The sequence below is a fragment of the Pseudomonas sp. HD57-3 genome (assembly GCF_056113135.1).
Window position 1 is genome coordinate 921,386 of record NZ_CM148568.1, and the last position, 15,870, is coordinate 937,255.

Below are 15,870 nucleotides of genomic sequence, written 5' to 3' on the forward strand. Positions count from 1 at the left end.
GCTTGCCATGGTCTGCTTTCGCTCCATTTCAAGGAGCGAAACCATGTCCGGAATCCCTGTCACCCGATCATCACCCGATAACGCCCCCCTCCCGCCAGTTCCGCGCGCGACGCAAAGTCTGCACGCCGATTTCCTTCAGAAAGCCAGTCCGGACTGGCTGATCAATGCCTCGGCTCGGCAGCGGGAAGGGTTGAACAGTGCCGATCCCGCCGCACCTGACTGGTACAGGCGCGCATCGCGCGAACAACGCAAAGCCGTGGGCGATGCCTTGACCGCCAGCCTCGCCGCCCAGACTCGTCTGGACAAGGCCATGTCAAACTTTCAGGACATCGACAGCTTCGCCGCGCCGTTGCTGGCCAAGGCCCTCAAGGACCGTTTCAACGTGACGCTGGACGTCAGCAAGACCTGGCTGGTGCTGAACAAACCGGTGGAGATCGGGATTTTTGCCATCGATATCGATTTCTTCGAAGTCCTGAAGCTGCCTTTGTTGCAAGCGTCGCTGCACAACTTCGAAGCCCGAGAATGCAAAAACGGGGCTTTTCATGAAACATCGGGATTTCGCAGTGAAACCTCGACACCCGGCACGCTTGCGCCGTTGAACACATCCTTGACCGTCGAGCAATTCACCGGCCTGTGCCGCTCGCTGGACATCGGGGCGAAATACCAGGCTTACCTCAAGGATTTCCTGCACCCCAGGGACGCGGTGGCCGAGCACGTGCTGCGCGACAAATTCATCGACGCCCATAAAACCGCTTTGCGTGCAGCTGCGGAACTGGCGTTGGTCAAGGGTGATATCGGCCGTGAGGATTACGCCTCGATTCGATCGATCCTCAACGGCGAACTGGCACCGCGTCAGGGCCAGCGGCAAATCTGGTTCCGTGATCTGGGCCTGATGGGCCGGCGCATGACCGGCTGTGTAATGTTCACGATCTGCGAGAAGTATCGCTACAGCGACGACGCGATCCTGTACATCCCGGGTGATCCCTACCACCCGCTCAAACGCTACAAGGGGCGGGAAATCGCGACGATGTTCAAGCAGCGGTTCACCGCTCCCGATGCGACTCAGGCTCATCCTGCAGACCCCAATAGCTACCAGCGGTTTTTCAGCCAGTTCGTCGCGTATGCCGACCGACCGCGCTACTTCGGCCAGTTCACCGACGACACGCCGAACCGCACGTTTTCGCAGAGACTCGCTCCTTACGAGCCGCTGCTCAATGAGTTTTTCAAGGCACTCAATCCAATCAACGCGGCACTGATCGGCATTCACGAGTTGCCGCCTGCGCCGCCGGTCGAACAGGTGCCCAACGCAGATCCGTATCTGAACCCGGTTGACCTGTCGCGCAAGGGCGGCGGGATCTGGTCGGACAACATCGATCTGTGGGGTTACCAGTTCGAGCAGCATCGCGAACGGCTGATCGCCGATGCTCGCAGCCACGCCGTGCCCACGGCGGATGTCGACGCCAAAGTGCGCTCGGAGAAGCTCGCCACATTGTTGAACATCGGGATGCTGGTGCTGATGGGCGTCTCGATGTTCGTGCCGGTACTGGGCGAAGTGATGATGGTGGTGATGGCCGGGCAACTGCTCGAAGAAACCCTTGAAGGCGCCATCGAGTGGAGCGAGGGTGATCGCAAGGCCGCCAAGGCGCATCTGATCGATGTCGCGCAGAATCTGGCGTTGATTGCCTTGATGGCGGGCGCCGGCAAAGGGCTCGCCCGGCTGACCGCCGCCCGATCGACACCGGTCATCGAGAACCTGCACCAAGTGGAAATGCCGGACGGCACGACTCGCTTGTGGAAGCCTGATCTGAGTGGCTACGAGAGTCCGGTCACACTGGACGAGAATGCTGTACCGAATGCGCTGGGGCAGTACGAGTCGGGAGAAAAAACCTGCATACGCCTCGATGGCAAGACTTATCAGCAGACTTACGACGAGTCGCTCAAAGCCTGGCGCATCCAGCATCCGAGCGATCCGCAGGCCTATCAGCCACCCTTGACGCACAACGGCGCCGGCGCATGGCGATATACCCTGGAACGCCCGCAGGTCTGGGACCGGTTGACGCTGTTGCGGCGTATCGGCCACCGCACTGCCCCGTTCTCTGACGAGCAATTATTGACGATGGCCGATGTCGCCGATGTCAGCGACAACGCCTTGCGCAAGATGCACCTGGACAACGCCTTGCCGCCGCCGGAACTGGCGGATGCCATGCAACTGTTCAACGCCGAGCGCGATGCCGGATTGATCGTCGAACAGGCAGCCGGCACACAGGCAGTCGACAGTCGACTCATGCATCTGTTGCCGCTGCTTCCCGACATGCCGCGCTGGCCGTTCGGGCGCAGGCTGCAGATCTTCGACAGCCCGGACTTCTCGGGGCGGGCAATCGGTTACGGGACGAAACGCGGCGGCAAGGCGCCGATCCGGATCAGCCGGGCCGAGGTGCTGAACGGTGAGCTGCCGGCCCGGATACTCGCGGCACTGGATGAGGCAGAGACAGTGCGTCTGCTGGGTGGCGAGCCTGCACGGGTTCGCGCATCGAGGGCACAGGAGTTCTCCAGACAAATTGCCGACTACGCCCGCGCGCACCAGCCCGCGTTGTTCGACCGTCTTCTCAAGGCAAACGATCCAGTCGACCCTCGGGCGGCGAAGCTGCAACGAGTCGTCCCCGGGTTGACCGGGCGAGAGGCAACGGCAGCATTGGGACAGGCCGATGCCGAAGAGCTGGCGCGACTGGACAGCGCCGCGAAGGTCCCGTCGCATTTGCAGGAACTCGGTCGCTGGTATCGCCAGCAGGGACGCCTGACCCGGGCTCTGGCCGGGTTGCGCAGTGAAACGATGGCCTCGCCCGACAGTCGTCATCTGGCGTTGCAGACATTGGGTCGGCTGCCGGGCTGGTCCGATGACGTGCGTCTGGAAATCCGCGAGGGCAGTATCAGCGGGCCGATGCTGGATGCCATCGGCAGCGAAACGGCCTCTGCGCACAAGTATCTGGTCAAGCATGGAGATGCCTTTCAAGCCGACAATGAGCGTGGTGAGCCGCTCAATAGCATTCCCCACACGGGTGATAACTTTTTCAGCTCGTTGATGCATGCCTTGCCCGATCCGGCACGTCATGCGTTGGGTTTTCCGAGTGTCGGGCAGAGCATCGAGTTGCAAAACGCGATCATTGAGCGAGCGCTCGCCGAGCGCAGTCAGTCGGCCCGGATTCTGCGTGCGGGCGCGGCAGAAAAACCATGGTTCAAACCGCCGCAACGCATTGCCCCCAAACTGCTCGGTTATCCCGCCAGCGGCGATGGACCGGGGCCGAACCCGGCGTTGACCGGTCATGTCCAGAGCGTCTACCCGGGGCTGACCGATGTTCAGGCCCGCGGCTTCATTCTCGAGCAATGGCGGCTGGGCAAGACCGACCAACAGATCTTTCATCTGCTCAACAACCGGTTGAGCGAGTGGCGGGAGCTGGAAACAACACTCGATCAGTGGATGATGTCGCAGAACCTGCGCCTGCGCAGTGCCCGCGACGAGTTCGTCAGCGTGGTGCAAAACATCAAGGACTGTTGGCGCAATGCACCGTTGGCCGAACACGATCCGCGAGCGGCCCGCCTGACGCTGATCAGTGACGCGCCACTGCCGTCATTGGCGGCGGACTTCTCCCATGTTCGCGAACTGACGTTGCGCGTTCCGGTCGTGGGCGACACGCTTGCGGCGTTTCCCAATGTCGAGAAACTGGCACTGACCGCGCGCGTTGCGGAATTCGACAAAGTGCTCGCGACCTTGAAAACCCTGCGTCACATGACCCGTCTGAAACTCTCCACTCCGATTACCGGGCAAGTGGCGACACGGCTTCGGGAGCTGACCCGGCTCGAAGAGCTGGAGCTGCACTGTTCCTCTGGAGGCATGAATCCGGTGGTACCCATGACGCTCGACGTCGGCGGCCTGCGCCAACTGCGCAGGCTGGAAATCGGCAGTCCGCATATGCACCAATGGCCACACGGTGTTCTGGATTTGCCACGGCTGGAGCGCCTGAACCTGCGATCAACGGCAATCAACACCCTGCCGATGGAAATCTATGAGGGCCATCAGCGGCTGTTGTCCGGCCTGTCACTGGACTGGTCGAAGTTCCCGCGTCGGGTGTTCAAACCGATCTACGAATTTGTCCGTAACCAGCCCCGGCATCTGCTCGATCTGGACGAAATGGTCGCGGACTATTGCCGCGGCGAACTCAAGCGTTTTGTCGGCATGGAGCCGAGCCTGTTCGATGTCTTGAGTACGGGTTTCAAGGCGCAATGGGCTGACGTCGGCAGCCGCTTTGCGGCGATCGAAACCTTGAGTGAACAGTTCAGTGAACTCAACCGTCTGGACGGGTGGGTCGGCGCCGAACCGACGCTTCAAAATGGCGGGACCGCGCGTTTGGCGGTTGCCGATGCGCTGAAGGCCAGTTGGCGCAGCGGATTGTTCCAGCGTTACGGCGCGCGGACCGAAAGTATATTTTTCAACCTGTACGTCAGCTTGCCCAACGATGCGTCGGTGCTGGATATTCTTGGCTCGCCGGTGGACAGTCTGCCGACGCTTTCGGCAGAAGGATTCACCCACGTCAGAAGTCTGCATCTGGCCGGATTACAGGCACCGGTCGAGCAGTTGCGTGGTTTCATCAGCACCTTTCGCGGGATCGATACCCTCGATCTGAGCCATTGTGGCTTGAGTGAATTGCCGTTGGATGCAGATACCCTGCCGGCACTCGAAACCCTGAACCTGCACGACAATCCGCTGAGCAGTATCGACGTGCGCGGGATGAATCGCCTGATGGCGCTGGATCTCAGCGCGACGGGCCTGCGCGAATGGCCGGTGGGGGCAGAGTTTCTGCCGGAGCTGACCTGGCTGGATCTCAGCAACAGTCAGTTGACCTCGCTGCCGGAGGCGTTGCTGGCGCGTGACGCGTTGTTGCTCGATACCAGCCTGGTCGGAACACCGCTGACCGAGCAGGCCAACCTGTTGCTGGTCATCGCACGTCAGCGCATCGAACAGGCCAGAGGCCTGCTGCCAGGATCGTTGCAGCGCTTTGCGCTGGAAGAACCGCGCCATCGCACGCCGCCTGTCGAAAGTGGCTCGGTGATCGCTCGACGTTTGTTGCCGCTGCCGCCGCTGTCGGCAGGCGAAGGTCCGGCCGGGTGGATTGCACGTATCCAGCGCCTGCGCTCGCAGTACGACAGCGCTCAGGCGCAGCTGGCGATTGAACGGCTGCAAGACGCGGGGCTGACCGAAGTTGAGATCGGTGCACGAATCGACGCTTGGGAGCAGACGTTCGAGTCGCTGACGCGACGCCTGAACGATTGGTTGTTCACCCATGAAACCCGGGGCATGGATTGGGTCGTGTCATCGCGCACTCGTCAGCTCGCCGCACAGCGGATCATCGAATGCTGGCGTGAGGGCACGGTCGACTGGAATGGCGTGGTTGACCGAGAGCTGAATCTCGACGGCCTGCAGGTGGGCAACCTGCCCGCACTGGAAGAAACGTTCGCGGCGGTGCGCACCTTGAACCTCTCGGGAGTGAAGCTCACTACCGAGGGTTCCAATGACTTTCTCAGGGCGTTCACGCAGGTGCGAAGGCTCAACATCGGCGGCAATCACTTGCTGGCAATTCCCGAGCCAGTGGGGCACATGCTGCAAATTGAGCGACTGGAGCTGTCATTCACCGGGCTTGTGGATTCCGCAGCGCTGGATCAAACGCTGGCGGGCCTGCCGCAACTGCGGCGGCTGGACCTGAGCCACAATGGCCTGCGCACGTTCAGCGTCGCCCGACTGGAGCGACTGGAGCGGCTGAACCTGCGTGACAACCTGCTCACGGCATGGCCGGAAGGGGTGCTGCAAGCTCCCCGTTTACGAGCGATCGATCTGAGCAACAATGAAATCTCGTCGATTCCCGTCGAGTTGTACGACAGCGACCATGCCGGTTTGCTAGCCGGCAGCAATCTGTCGGAGAACTACGAAATGTCGCAACAAAGTCTGATCCAGCTGCGTGATTACGCCGATACCCATGGGCGTGGCGACGTGCTGGGCCTGACGTATGCCGACATCGACCGGATGATCGATGACATGGACAGTACGACCGAAAGTGACGGTGATGGCGCGGGCTTCGAAAGTGATGCAGAACCGGATGAAGTGGTTCCGACACTTGCTGAAAGCGTTCTTGAACTCCAGGCCACACCCTGGATTGAAAACATTCCTCATGAGGATGCCGCTCGCTGTCGGGCGATGTGGCAGCGGTTGGCCGCCGAGCCCGATAACGCCGCCTTCTTCCATCTGCTTTCGCAGATGCCGCATACGGAGGAGTTCCGGGTGTTTCGCGCCGATCTGACACGACGCATCTGGGAAATCGTCGAAGCGGCCGATGGCAGTCAGGAGCTGCGCGACACACTGTTTTCCATGGCGACCACGCACACGACATGCGTCGATGGCCGCACCCTGGCGCTCAGTGAAATCGAGGTCAAGGTGTTCGAGTACAACGCCTTGCGACATTTGCAACCCGGCCTCTTGGCGAAGGGGCGCGCCCTGCTCGAATTGTCGCGGCAGCTGTTCCGCCTGGGCGAGGTGGAAAAACTTGCTGCCCGCAACATGGGGCGTCATGCCGATCCTGCGGAAGTACGATTGCAATATCGGATCGGTCTGACTTCAGGTTGGGAAGACGGTCTGCAACTGCCCGGGCAGCCAAGGCACATGCGATTTGCCCGACCCATCAGGGGCGAGGAGCTGGCGACGGCGCGTGACGCCGTCGTGACGGCGGAAAAAAGCGAGCGGTTCTATGAAGAGCTGATCAGCCGCGATTACTGGGTGCAGTACCTGACCGAGAAGTACCCGGATGCTCTCGGCGCACTCAAGCGCAGCGCGGATGAAAAGCTGCAACGACTTGAGGATGAATATGAAGACGTGACCAGCACCGCGTACCAGGAGGCGGTGCAGATGCTCGAGATCGAGCGCGGTATCGAGCGCAACCAGCAACTGATTGCCCTGTCGCACCTGGAAACAGGCGAACCGCTGACGGTCACTCTCGACGAGGAGCAGCCTGGCTCTTCACGTTATTCGATGGACACTTCAACCCGCTGAAGTGTCGGCAGTCCCGGTCGTCGAAAGCCTCGACGACCGGGGCGCTGACTCAGAACAGAAAGTAACGCTGCGCCATCGGCAGGGTTTCGGCCGGTTCACACCAGAGCAACACGCCGTCGGCCTTGACCTGATAGGTCTGCGGGTCGACGTCGATGTTCGGCAGGTAGTCGTTGTGGATCAGGTCGGTTTTCTGCACGTCGCGGCAGCCTTTGACCACCGCGATTTTCTTCTTCAGACCCAACGCTTCGGGCAGTCCGGACTCCTGCGCTGCCTGACTGATGAAGGTCAGGCTGGTGGCGTGCAGCGAGCCGCCGTAGCTGGCGAACATCGGGCGGTAGTGCACCGGTTGCGGGGTCGGGATCGAGGCGTTGGCGTCGCCCATCAGGCTGGCGGCGATGGCACCGCCCTTGAGGATCAGCGTCGGTTTCACGCCGAAGAACGCCGGGCGCCACAGCACCAGATCCGCCCACTTGCCGACTTCCACCGAACCCACTTCATGGCTGATGCCATGGGTGATCGCCGGGTTGATCGTGTACTTGGCGATGTAGCGTTTGGCGCGGAAGTTGTCGTTGCCTTCGCCGTCCTGCGCGAGCGGGCCGCGCTGCTTTTTCATCTTGTCGGCGGTCTGCCAGGTGCGTGTGATGACTTCGCCGACGCGGCCCATGGCCTGGCTGTCGGAGCTGATCATCGAGAACGCACCGAGGTCGTGGAGGATGTCTTCGGCGGCAATCGTTTCGCGGCGGATGCGGCTTTCGGCGAACGCCACGTCTTCGGCAATGCTCGGGTCGAGGTGGTGGCAGACCATCAGCATGTCGAGGTGTTCGTCGATGGTGTTGCGGGTAAACGGCCGGGTCGGGTTGGTCGAACTCGGCAGCACGTTGGCGAAACCGCAGGCCTTGATGATGTCCGGTGCATGGCCGCCACCGGCACCTTCGGTGTGATAGGTGTGGATGGTCCGGCCCTTGAACGCGCCGAGGGTGGTTTCGACGAAACCGGACTCGTTGAGGGTGTCGGTGTGGATCGCCACTTGCACGTCGTACTGGTCGGCGACGCTCAGGCAGTTGTCGATGCTCGCCGGGGTGGTGCCCCAGTCTTCATGCAGCTTGAGGCCAATGGCGCCGGCCTTGACCTGTTCGATCAACGGCTCCGGCAGGCTGGCGTTGCCCTTGCCGGTGAGGCCGATGTTCATCGGGAATGCGTCCGCCGCCTGGAGCATCCGCGCCAGGTGCCACGGCCCCGAAGTGCAGGTGGTGGCGTTGGTGCCGGTGGCCGGCCCGGTGCCGCCGCCGATCATGGTGGTGACGCCGCTCATCAGTGCTTCTTCGATCTGTTGCGGGCAGATGAAGTGGATGTGGGTGTCGATGCCGCCGGCGGTAAGGATCATGCCTTCGCCGGCGATCACTTCGCTGCTGGCGCCGATGGCGATGGTCACGCCGGGCTGCACGTCCGGGTTGCCGGCCTTGCCGATGGCAGCGATGCGTCCGTCCTTGAGGCCGACGTCAGCCTTGACGATGCCCCAGTGGTCGATGATCAGCGCGTTGGTGATGACGGTGTCGACCACTTCAGCGGCCAGCAACTGGCTCTGACCCTGGCCGTCGCGGATCACTTTGCCGCCGCCGAATTTCACTTCTTCGCCGTAGGTGGTGAAGTCCTGTTCGACCTCGATCCACAGCTCGGTGTCGGCCAGGCGCACCTTGTCGCCGACGGTGGGGCCGAACATGTCGGCGTAGGCTTGTCTGGAAATCTTCATTCGTTCGCCTTGGTATTGATCGTTCCCACGCTCTGCGTGGGAATGCCGCCATGGACGCTCTGCGTCCGCCGTTATGTGACGCGGAGCGTCACGGGATGCATTCCCACGCAGACGGTTCGACGCCTCGACGTGGGAACGATCAGTCAGTCGAGGTCACCCATGACCCGCCCGGCAAACCCGAACACCCGCCGGTGTCCGGCGTAATCCACCAGTTCCACCTCACGGCTTTGTCCCGGCTCGAAGCGCACCGCCGTGCCCGCCGGAATGTTCAGGCGCATGCCACGGCTGGCGGCGCGGTCGAAGGTCAGGGCGTCGTTGGTTTCGAAAAAATGGTAGTGCGAACCGACCTGGATCGGCCGGTCGCCGCTGTTCGCCACTTTCAGGCTGACGGTGCGGCGACCGACGTTGAGTTCGATGTCGCCGGGCTGGATCCGGTATTCGCCGGGAATCATCAGTTCGCTCCTTGCAGGACTTTGTAATAGAGGGCCGTCGGGCGATAGGTGCCGTTCGGGTCGCAGGCGTAGTCGGGGATTTCCCCGGCGCGGGTATAACCCAGGGCCTTGTAGAAATCTTCAGCCGGGGAGCCGGCCTCGGTGTCGAGGTAAAGCATGCCGCGCTTGTATTGGCGGGCCGCCAGCTCAAGCGCTTCCATCAATTGCTGGCCGAGGCCGCGCCGCCGGGCGTGTTCGCGCACCAGCAGTTTCTGCACCTCGGCGCGGTTCAGGCCGTTGGCCTTCTGGCACAGGCTCAACTGGACGCTGGCCTGCACCTGTTCGTCCTTGACCACCACCCACAGCAAAACGTTGCCCTTGTTCAGGTTGTCCTGCACATCGTCGAAATAAGCGCGGGCCTGCGTGGCATCGAGGTCGGCCATGAAGCCGACGCTGGCGCCATAACCCACGGCGTCGAGCAGCAGGTCGATCAGGCCCTGACGATAGTGCGCAAAACTTTCAGCATTGACGCGTCGCAGTTGGGCGGGGTTCATCGGTGTCACTCCTTGTGGGCGGGCGGCGGCTCCGCGCCAGGATTGAGGGTCAGTTGCATGAAGGTCAGATCGAGCCAGCGGCCGAACTTGGTGCCGACTTGCGGCATCTGCCCGGTGGTGATGAAACCGGCGCGTTCGTGCAGGCGAATCGACGCGGCGTTGCCGCTCTCGATGGCGGCGACCATGACGTGCTTGTCGCAGGTTTTCGCGCGTTCGATCAGCGCAGTCATCAGTTGCGGGCCGAGGCCGTTGCCGCGCTGGTCGCTGCGCACGTAGACCGAGTGCTCGACGGTGTGGCGGAAACCGTCGAACGGTCGCCAGTCACCGAAAGAAGCGTAGCCGAGGGTGGTGTTGTCGGCGTCGACGATCACCAGGATCGGATAACCCTGGGCCTGACGCGCGCTGAACCACGCCTGACGGTTGCCGAGGTCGACGGCGGATTCATTCCAGATCGCCGTGGTGTTGAGCACGGCGTCGTTGTAGATGTCGCGGATCGCCGGCAGGTCGGCGTGCAGTGCATCGCGGATGGTGTAAGTCATGGCGCGGCCTCAGACGATCGGTTGGTGGACGGTGACCAGTTTGGTGCCGTCGGGAAACGTCGCTTCGACCTGGATCTCCGGGATCATTTCCGGGATGCCTTCCATCACCTGATCGCGGGTCAGCAGGGTGGTGCCGTAGTGCATCAGCTCGGCCACGGTCTGGCCGTCACGGGCGCCTTCGAGCAGCGCCGCCGAGATGTATGCCATGGCTTCCGGGTAGTTGAGCTTCACGCCACGGGCCAGTCGCCGCTCGGCAACCAGGCCGGCGGTGAAGATCAGCAGCTTGTCTTTTTCGCGTGGGGTCAGGTCCATCGTTTGAAATCCATTGTCGGCAGTTGAAGAAAATCAGGTATTCCAGATTCGGGGAGGCAGGGCTTCGCGGCCGAGCAGCGCAGGTCTGAGCAATCGCCAGAGATCGATCAGCCAGGCCCGCGCCAGCAACGCTTCACTGGCCAGGCAACGGGCGACCAACAGACCGGGCAACTGCGTCAGATCCCCGCGCACCTCGTGGCCCAGCGAGCGGCAGCGCTCCAGCAATTCAGCATCAATCTCACCGGTCACCAGCAAGGTCGCAAACACCGGATTACCATCCAGCCCGATCGGCGAATCAAGCAAGCCGTCATCGCCGACGATGCGCTGACGCTCATGCCACAACAACCGCCCATCACGGCGAATATCCAGATGCGCCTGGAAATGCCCAAGATCAAAACGCTCGCCACTGGCCGGACGCCCGAGGGCCACCACGTCCCAGTAGAACAGCCGCGCATCGCCTTCAAGCTCAATCGAAGTCGTGAGTTCTGCCTGGGCGGCGCTGTAAACGATGGTTTCCTGCGGTAGCCATTCCAGTGTCGCGCCATCAGCGACATGCAGGTTCAGCGACTGATAAGCGGGCCCTGCCGCGCGATACCACTTGGCCGCGCCGGGGCTGGTGATTTGTGCCCAGGCGCCTTGTTCGACGCGGGCGCTGATGTCCAGCCGGTCACCGCCGGCAATCCCGCCCGGCGGGTGGACGATGATGTGCTGGCAGACCTCGGGCCCTTCGGCGTACAGATGCTTTTGCACCCGCAACGGGCCGAGGTGCCGGCGTCGGGTCGGCCGCGTGCAATCGCCGAAGCGGGCGTAGGCCAGCTCCAGCTCGGCGTGCCAGCTCGGGGTAAACAGGGCAGTCGCAACAGGTAAGTTCATGTTTTCTAATTATCGTTAGGACGCTACAGATTAGACCGTAACCTCAAATAGTCACCAGCCCGCGTACACCTTCGGCTTCCATATTTTCGCCACGGCCCTGCTGCACGATCTCGCCCCGGGACATCACCAGGTACTGATCGGCCAGTTCGGCGGCGAAATCGTAGAACTGCTCCACCAGCAGAATCGCCATGTCGCCCCGGGCGGCGAGCTTCTTGATCACCGCGCCGATTTCCTTGATCACCGACGGCTGGATGCCTTCGGTGGGTTCGTCGAGAATCAGCAGGCGCGGACGGCTGGCCAGTGCACGGCCAATCGCGAGCTGCTGTTGCTGACCGCCGGACAGATCGCCGCCGCGTCGCTGTTTCATTTGCAGCAGCACCGGGAACAGCTCGTAGATGAACGCGGGAACTTCCTTGGCTTCGCTGCCGGGGAATCGCGACAGACCCATCAGCAGATTCTCTTCCACGGTCAGCCGGCCGAAAATCTCCCGGCCCTGCGGCACGTAGGCGATCCCGGCGTGCACCCGTTGATGTGGCTTGAACGTGGTGATCGGTTTGCCTTCCCAGTTCACCGCGCCTTCCTTGGCCGGCAACAGGCCCATCAGGCACTTGAGCAACGTGGTCTTGCCCACGCCGTTACGGCCGAGCAGGCAGGTCACTTCGCCGACCTTCACGTCAAAGCTCAGGCCACGCAGGATGTGGCTTCCGCCGTAGTACTGGTGCAGCTTGTCGACTTGCAGCATGTTCAAACTCTCCCCGGTGATCGTTCCCACGCGGAGCGTGGGAACGATCGGGTTCCTCTTCAGCGGCCGAGGTAAACCTCGATCACGCGCTCGTTGTCCTGCACCTGTTCCAGTGATCCTTCGGCCAGCACGCTGCCCTGGTGCAGCACGGTGACGTGGTCGGCAATCGAGCCGACGAAGCCCATGTCGTGTTCCACCACCATCAGCGAATGCTTGCCTGCCAGCGACTTGAACAGCTCGGCGGTGAACTCGGTTTCGGCGTCGGTCATGCCCGCCACCGGTTCATCGAGCAGCAGCAATTGCGGGTCCTGCATCAGCAACATGCCGATTTCCAGAAACTGTTTCTGTCCGTGGGACAGTAGCCCCGCCGGACGGTTGACCGAAGTGGTCAGGCGAATCGTGTCGAGCACTTCGCTGATCCGGTCTTTCTGCTCGCCGCTCAACTTCGCCCGCAGGCTGGCCCATACCGACTTGTCGGTCTTCTGCGCCAGTTCCAGGTTCTCGAACACGCTCAACGCTTCGAACACCGTCGGTTTCTGGAACTTGCGACCGATGCCGGCCTGGGCGATCTGCACCTCGCTCATCTGCGTCAGGTCGAGGGTTTCACCGAACCAGGCCTTGCCGTGGCTCGGCCGGGTCTTGCCGGTGATCACGTCCATCAGCGTGGTCTTGCCCGCGCCGTTGGGGCCGATGATGCAGCGCAGTTCGCCGACGCCGATGTACAGGTTCAAATTGTTCAGCGCCCGGAAGCCGTCGAAGCTGACGCTGATGTCTTCCAGGGTCAGGATCGTGCCGTGACGGGTGTCGAGGCCCGGACCGACACGTTGCCCGAGGCCGATCGAGTCGCGGCTGGTGCCTTCGTCCTTGTTGGGCTCCACCGGGAAAAAGGCCGGTTCCAGCATGAATTCTGCGCTCGCCGTGACTCTCATGATTCACCTCGTTTCTTCAGCAGACCGATCACGCCTTTGGGCAGGTACAACGTCACGACGATGAACAGCGCGCCGAGGAAGAACAGCCAGTATTCGGGGAAGGCCACGGTGAACCAGCTCTTCATGCCGTTGACCACACCGGCGCCGAGCAGCGGGCCGATCAGGGTGCCGCGCCCGCCAAGAGCCACCCACACAGCGGCTTCGATCGAGTTGGTCGGCGACATTTCGCTCGGGTTGATGATCCCCACCTGCGGCACGTACAACGCACCCGCCAGACCACACAACACCGCGCTCAAGACCCAGACGAACAGCTTGAAACCGCGCGGGTCGTAGCCGCAGAACATCAGGCGATTTTCCGCATCACGCAGGGCAGTCAGCACCCGGCCGAACTTGCTGCGGGCCAGGCGCCAGCCGATGAACAGGCTCGCCACCAGCAACAGCACCGTCGCCAGAAACAGCACCGCACGAGTGCCCGGTTCGGTGATGCCGAAACCGAGGATCGTGCGGAAATTGGTGAAGCCGTTGTTGCCGCCGAAGCCGGTCTCGTTGCGGAAAAACAGCAGCATCCCGGCGAAGGTCAGGGCCTGGGTCATGATCGAGAAATACACGCCCTTGATCCGCGAACGGAAGGCGAAGAAACCGAACACCAGCGCCAGCAACCCCGGCGCCAATACCACCAGGCACATCGCCCAGAGGAAGTTGCCGGTGCCGCTCCAGTACCACGGCAACTCGGTCCACGACAGGAAGGTCATGAACGCCGGCAAGCCATCACCGGCGGCCTGACGCATCAGGTACATGCCCATCGCATAACCGCCGAGGGCGAAGAACAGACCGTGACCCAGCGACAAAAGACCTGCGTAACCCCAGACCAGATCCAGCGCCAGCGCGACGATGGCGTAGCAGAGAATCTTGCCGACCAGCGTCAGGGTGTAAGCGGAAACGTGCAGCGCACTGTCCGCTGGCAACAGTGACAGCAGCGGCAGGGCGACCAGCAACGCGAGAACCACCGCGCCGACAGCGAGAGTGACTTTCGGGCCGGCCTTTTGTGTGGCCGTGACTAGTAGAGGCTGGTTCATCAGTCGATCACCCGTCCTTTCAGTGCGAAGAGGCCTTGCGGACGTTTCTGGATGAACAGAATGATCAGCGCGAGGATCAGGATCTTGCCGAGCACCGCACCGATCTGCGGTTCGAGAATCTTGTTGGCGATGCCCAGGCCGAACGCGGCGAACACGCTGCCGGCCAGTTGGCCGACGCCGCCGAGCACCACCACCAGGAACGAGTCGATGATGTAGCTCTGGCCGAGGTCAGGGCCGACGTTGCCGATCTGGCTCAGGGCCACGCCACCGAGCCCGGCGATGCCCGAGCCGAGGCCGAAGGCGAGCATGTCGACGCGCCCGGTGGGCACGCCGCAGCAGGCCGCCATGTTGCGGTTCTGGGTGACGGCGCGCACGTTCAGGCCGAGGCGGGTCTTGTTCAGCAGCAGCCAGGTCAGCACCACTACGAACAACGCGAAGGCGATGATCACGATGCGGTTGTACGGCAGCACCAGATTCGGCAACACCTGAATCCCGCCGGACAGCCACGCCGGGTTGGCCACTTCAACGTTCTGCGCACCGAACACCAGACGCACCAGCTGAATCAGCATCAGGCTGATGCCCCAGGTGGCGAGCAGGGTTTCCAGCGGGCGACCGTAGAGGTGACGAATCACCGTGCGCTCCAGGGCCATGCCGATGGCGGCGGTGACGAAGAACGCCACCGGCAGCGCGATCAGCGGATAGAACTCGATGGCATTCGGCGCGTAGCGCTGGAACATCAACTGCACGACGTAGGTCGAGTAGGCACCGAGCATCAGCATCTCGCCGTGGGCCATGTTGATCACACCGAGCAGGCCGAAGGTGATCGCCAGACCCAGTGCGGCGAGCAACAGAATCGAACCGAGGGACATGCCGCTGAAGGCCTGTCCGAGCAGTTCGCCGACCAGCAGTTTGCGCTTGACCTGGGCGAGGCTGGTTTCGGCGGCGGTGCGCACATTGGCATCGGTTTCGACGCCGGGTTCGAGCAAACCTTCGAGGCGAGTGCGGGCCAGCGGGTCGCCGGTTTCACCAAGCAGACGCACGGCCGCGAGGCGCACCGCCGGGTCGGTGTCGACCAGTTGCAGATTGGCCAGCGCCAGGCTCAGGGCGGCGTGGACGCTTTCGTCTTGTTCGCCAGCCAGTTGCTGGTCGAGGAATTTCAGCTGCGCCGGTTTGGCGCTTTTCTGCAATTGCTGCGCGGCGGTCAGACGGGTTTTGGCGTCGGCGGCGAGCAATTGGTGGCTGGCCAGCGCGGTGTCGATCAGACCCCGCAGGCGATTGTTCAGGCGCAGGGTCTTGGGTTGGCCGTCAACGGTCAGTTCACCTTGTTGCAGGGCGTTGATCAGTTCGACACGGGCCGGATCGGGCTGCGCGGCCCAGGCTTCCAGCAGTTTGGCCTGTTGGGTCGGGTTGGCGGCGACGAAGTCTTCCGCTTCCCCGGCATGGGCGGCCATCGGTAGCAAAAGTGCGACGGCCAGGAGCAAACGATAAAGGGCAGTGGGCATATGAAATGGCCTTGCGTAGTGATCGTTCCCACGCTCCGCGTGGGAATGCAGCCCGGGACGCTCCGCGTC

11 protein-coding genes are annotated in these 15,870 nt (G+C 62.4%); 1 reads left to right on the forward strand and 10 read right to left on the reverse strand.

The window, feature by feature from the left end; translation table 11 throughout:
- The first annotated feature begins 43 nt into the window (after positions 1-43).
- Positions 44-7,093 carry an NEL-type E3 ubiquitin ligase domain-containing protein gene (locus AC0R79_RS04090; RefSeq protein WP_474733315.1) on the forward strand — a complete coding sequence of 2,350 codons (7,050 nt, stop codon included), beginning with the start codon at positions 44-46 and terminating at the stop codon, positions 7,091-7,093.
- Between the two features lie 49 nt (positions 7,094-7,142).
- Here AC0R79_RS04090 and ureC read toward each other — a convergent pair whose 3' ends face one another.
- From ureC to urtB, 10 genes are all read right to left on the reverse strand, one after another.
- On the reverse strand, positions 7,143-8,843 hold the full coding sequence (gene ureC / locus AC0R79_RS04095) for an urease subunit alpha (RefSeq protein WP_474733317.1): 1,701 nt from the start codon (positions 8,841-8,843) through the stop codon (positions 7,143-7,145).
- 143 nt (positions 8,844-8,986) lie between these two features.
- Positions 8,987-9,295 carry an urease subunit beta gene (locus AC0R79_RS04100; RefSeq protein WP_127796780.1) on the reverse strand — a complete coding sequence of 103 codons (309 nt, stop codon included), beginning with the start codon at positions 9,293-9,295 and terminating at the stop codon, positions 8,987-8,989.
- Complete coding sequence (locus AC0R79_RS04105) at positions 9,295-9,828, reverse strand: GNAT family N-acetyltransferase (protein ID WP_262159149.1); 534 nt, start codon at positions 9,826-9,828, stop codon at positions 9,295-9,297. Before AC0R79_RS04105 ends, AC0R79_RS04100 begins: the two co-directional genes overlap by 1 nt.
- Positions 9,829-9,833: 5 nt before the next feature.
- Entirely contained in the window at positions 9,834-10,367 is a 534-nt protein-coding gene (locus AC0R79_RS04110) for a GNAT family N-acetyltransferase (RefSeq protein WP_007950603.1), read from the reverse strand.
- 9 nt (positions 10,368-10,376) lie between these two features.
- Positions 10,377-10,679, reverse strand: a complete 303-nt coding sequence (ureA, locus tag AC0R79_RS04115) for an urease subunit gamma (protein WP_039766748.1) — start codon at positions 10,677-10,679, stop codon at positions 10,377-10,379.
- 33 nt (positions 10,680-10,712) lie between these two features.
- Complete coding sequence (locus AC0R79_RS04120; protein WP_474733320.1) at positions 10,713-11,552, reverse strand: urease accessory protein UreD; 840 nt, start codon at positions 11,550-11,552, stop codon at positions 10,713-10,715.
- Between the two features lie 43 nt (positions 11,553-11,595).
- Positions 11,596-12,294: an urea ABC transporter ATP-binding subunit UrtE gene (gene urtE / locus AC0R79_RS04125; RefSeq protein WP_007950600.1), complete on the reverse strand. Its 699-nt coding sequence runs from the start codon at positions 12,292-12,294 to the stop codon at positions 11,596-11,598.
- A gap of 59 nt (positions 12,295-12,353) precedes the next feature.
- A complete protein-coding gene (gene urtD, locus AC0R79_RS04130) occupies positions 12,354-13,223 on the reverse strand; it encodes an urea ABC transporter ATP-binding protein UrtD (RefSeq protein ID WP_007950599.1) in 870 nt (289 codons plus the stop codon).
- Complete coding sequence (urtC, locus tag AC0R79_RS04135; protein WP_474733322.1) at positions 13,220-14,299, reverse strand: urea ABC transporter permease subunit UrtC; 1,080 nt, start codon at positions 14,297-14,299, stop codon at positions 13,220-13,222. Before urtC ends, urtD begins: the two co-directional genes overlap by 4 nt.
- Positions 14,299-15,801 (reverse strand): urea ABC transporter permease subunit UrtB, encoded by a 1,503-nt coding sequence (gene urtB / locus AC0R79_RS04140; protein WP_375745183.1) that lies wholly within the window; start codon positions 15,799-15,801, stop codon positions 14,299-14,301. Before urtB ends, urtC begins: the two co-directional genes overlap by 1 nt.
- Between the last annotated feature and the right edge of the window lie 69 nt (positions 15,802-15,870).

Bases quoted from the DNA above. Each gene is read 5' to 3' on its own strand.
- AC0R79_RS04090 (WP_474733315.1), top strand. From the start codon at position 44: ATGTCCGGAATCCCTGTCACCCGATCATCACCCGATAACGCCCCCCTC.
- ureC (WP_474733317.1), bottom strand. From the start codon at position 8,843: ATGAAGATTTCCAGACAAGCCTACGCCGACATGTTCGGCCCCACCGTC.
- AC0R79_RS04100 (WP_127796780.1), bottom strand. From the start codon at position 9,295: ATGATTCCCGGCGAATACCGGATCCAGCCCGGCGACATCGAACTCAAC.
- AC0R79_RS04105 (WP_262159149.1), bottom strand. From the start codon at position 9,828: ATGAACCCCGCCCAACTGCGACGCGTCAATGCTGAAAGTTTTGCGCAC.
- AC0R79_RS04110 (WP_007950603.1), bottom strand. From the start codon at position 10,367: ATGACTTACACCATCCGCGATGCACTGCACGCCGACCTGCCGGCGATC.
- ureA (WP_039766748.1), bottom strand. From the start codon at position 10,679: ATGGACCTGACCCCACGCGAAAAAGACAAGCTGCTGATCTTCACCGCC.
- AC0R79_RS04120 (WP_474733320.1), bottom strand. From the start codon at position 11,552: ATGAACTTACCTGTTGCGACTGCCCTGTTTACCCCGAGCTGGCACGCC.
- urtE (WP_007950600.1), bottom strand. From the start codon at position 12,294: ATGCTGCAAGTCGACAAGCTGCACCAGTACTACGGCGGAAGCCACATC.
- urtD (WP_007950599.1), bottom strand. From the start codon at position 13,223: ATGAGAGTCACGGCGAGCGCAGAATTCATGCTGGAACCGGCCTTTTTC.
- urtC (WP_474733322.1), bottom strand. From the start codon at position 14,299: ATGAACCAGCCTCTACTAGTCACGGCCACACAAAAGGCCGGCCCGAAA.
- urtB (WP_375745183.1), bottom strand. From the start codon at position 15,801: ATGCCCACTGCCCTTTATCGTTTGCTCCTGGCCGTCGCACTTTTGCTA.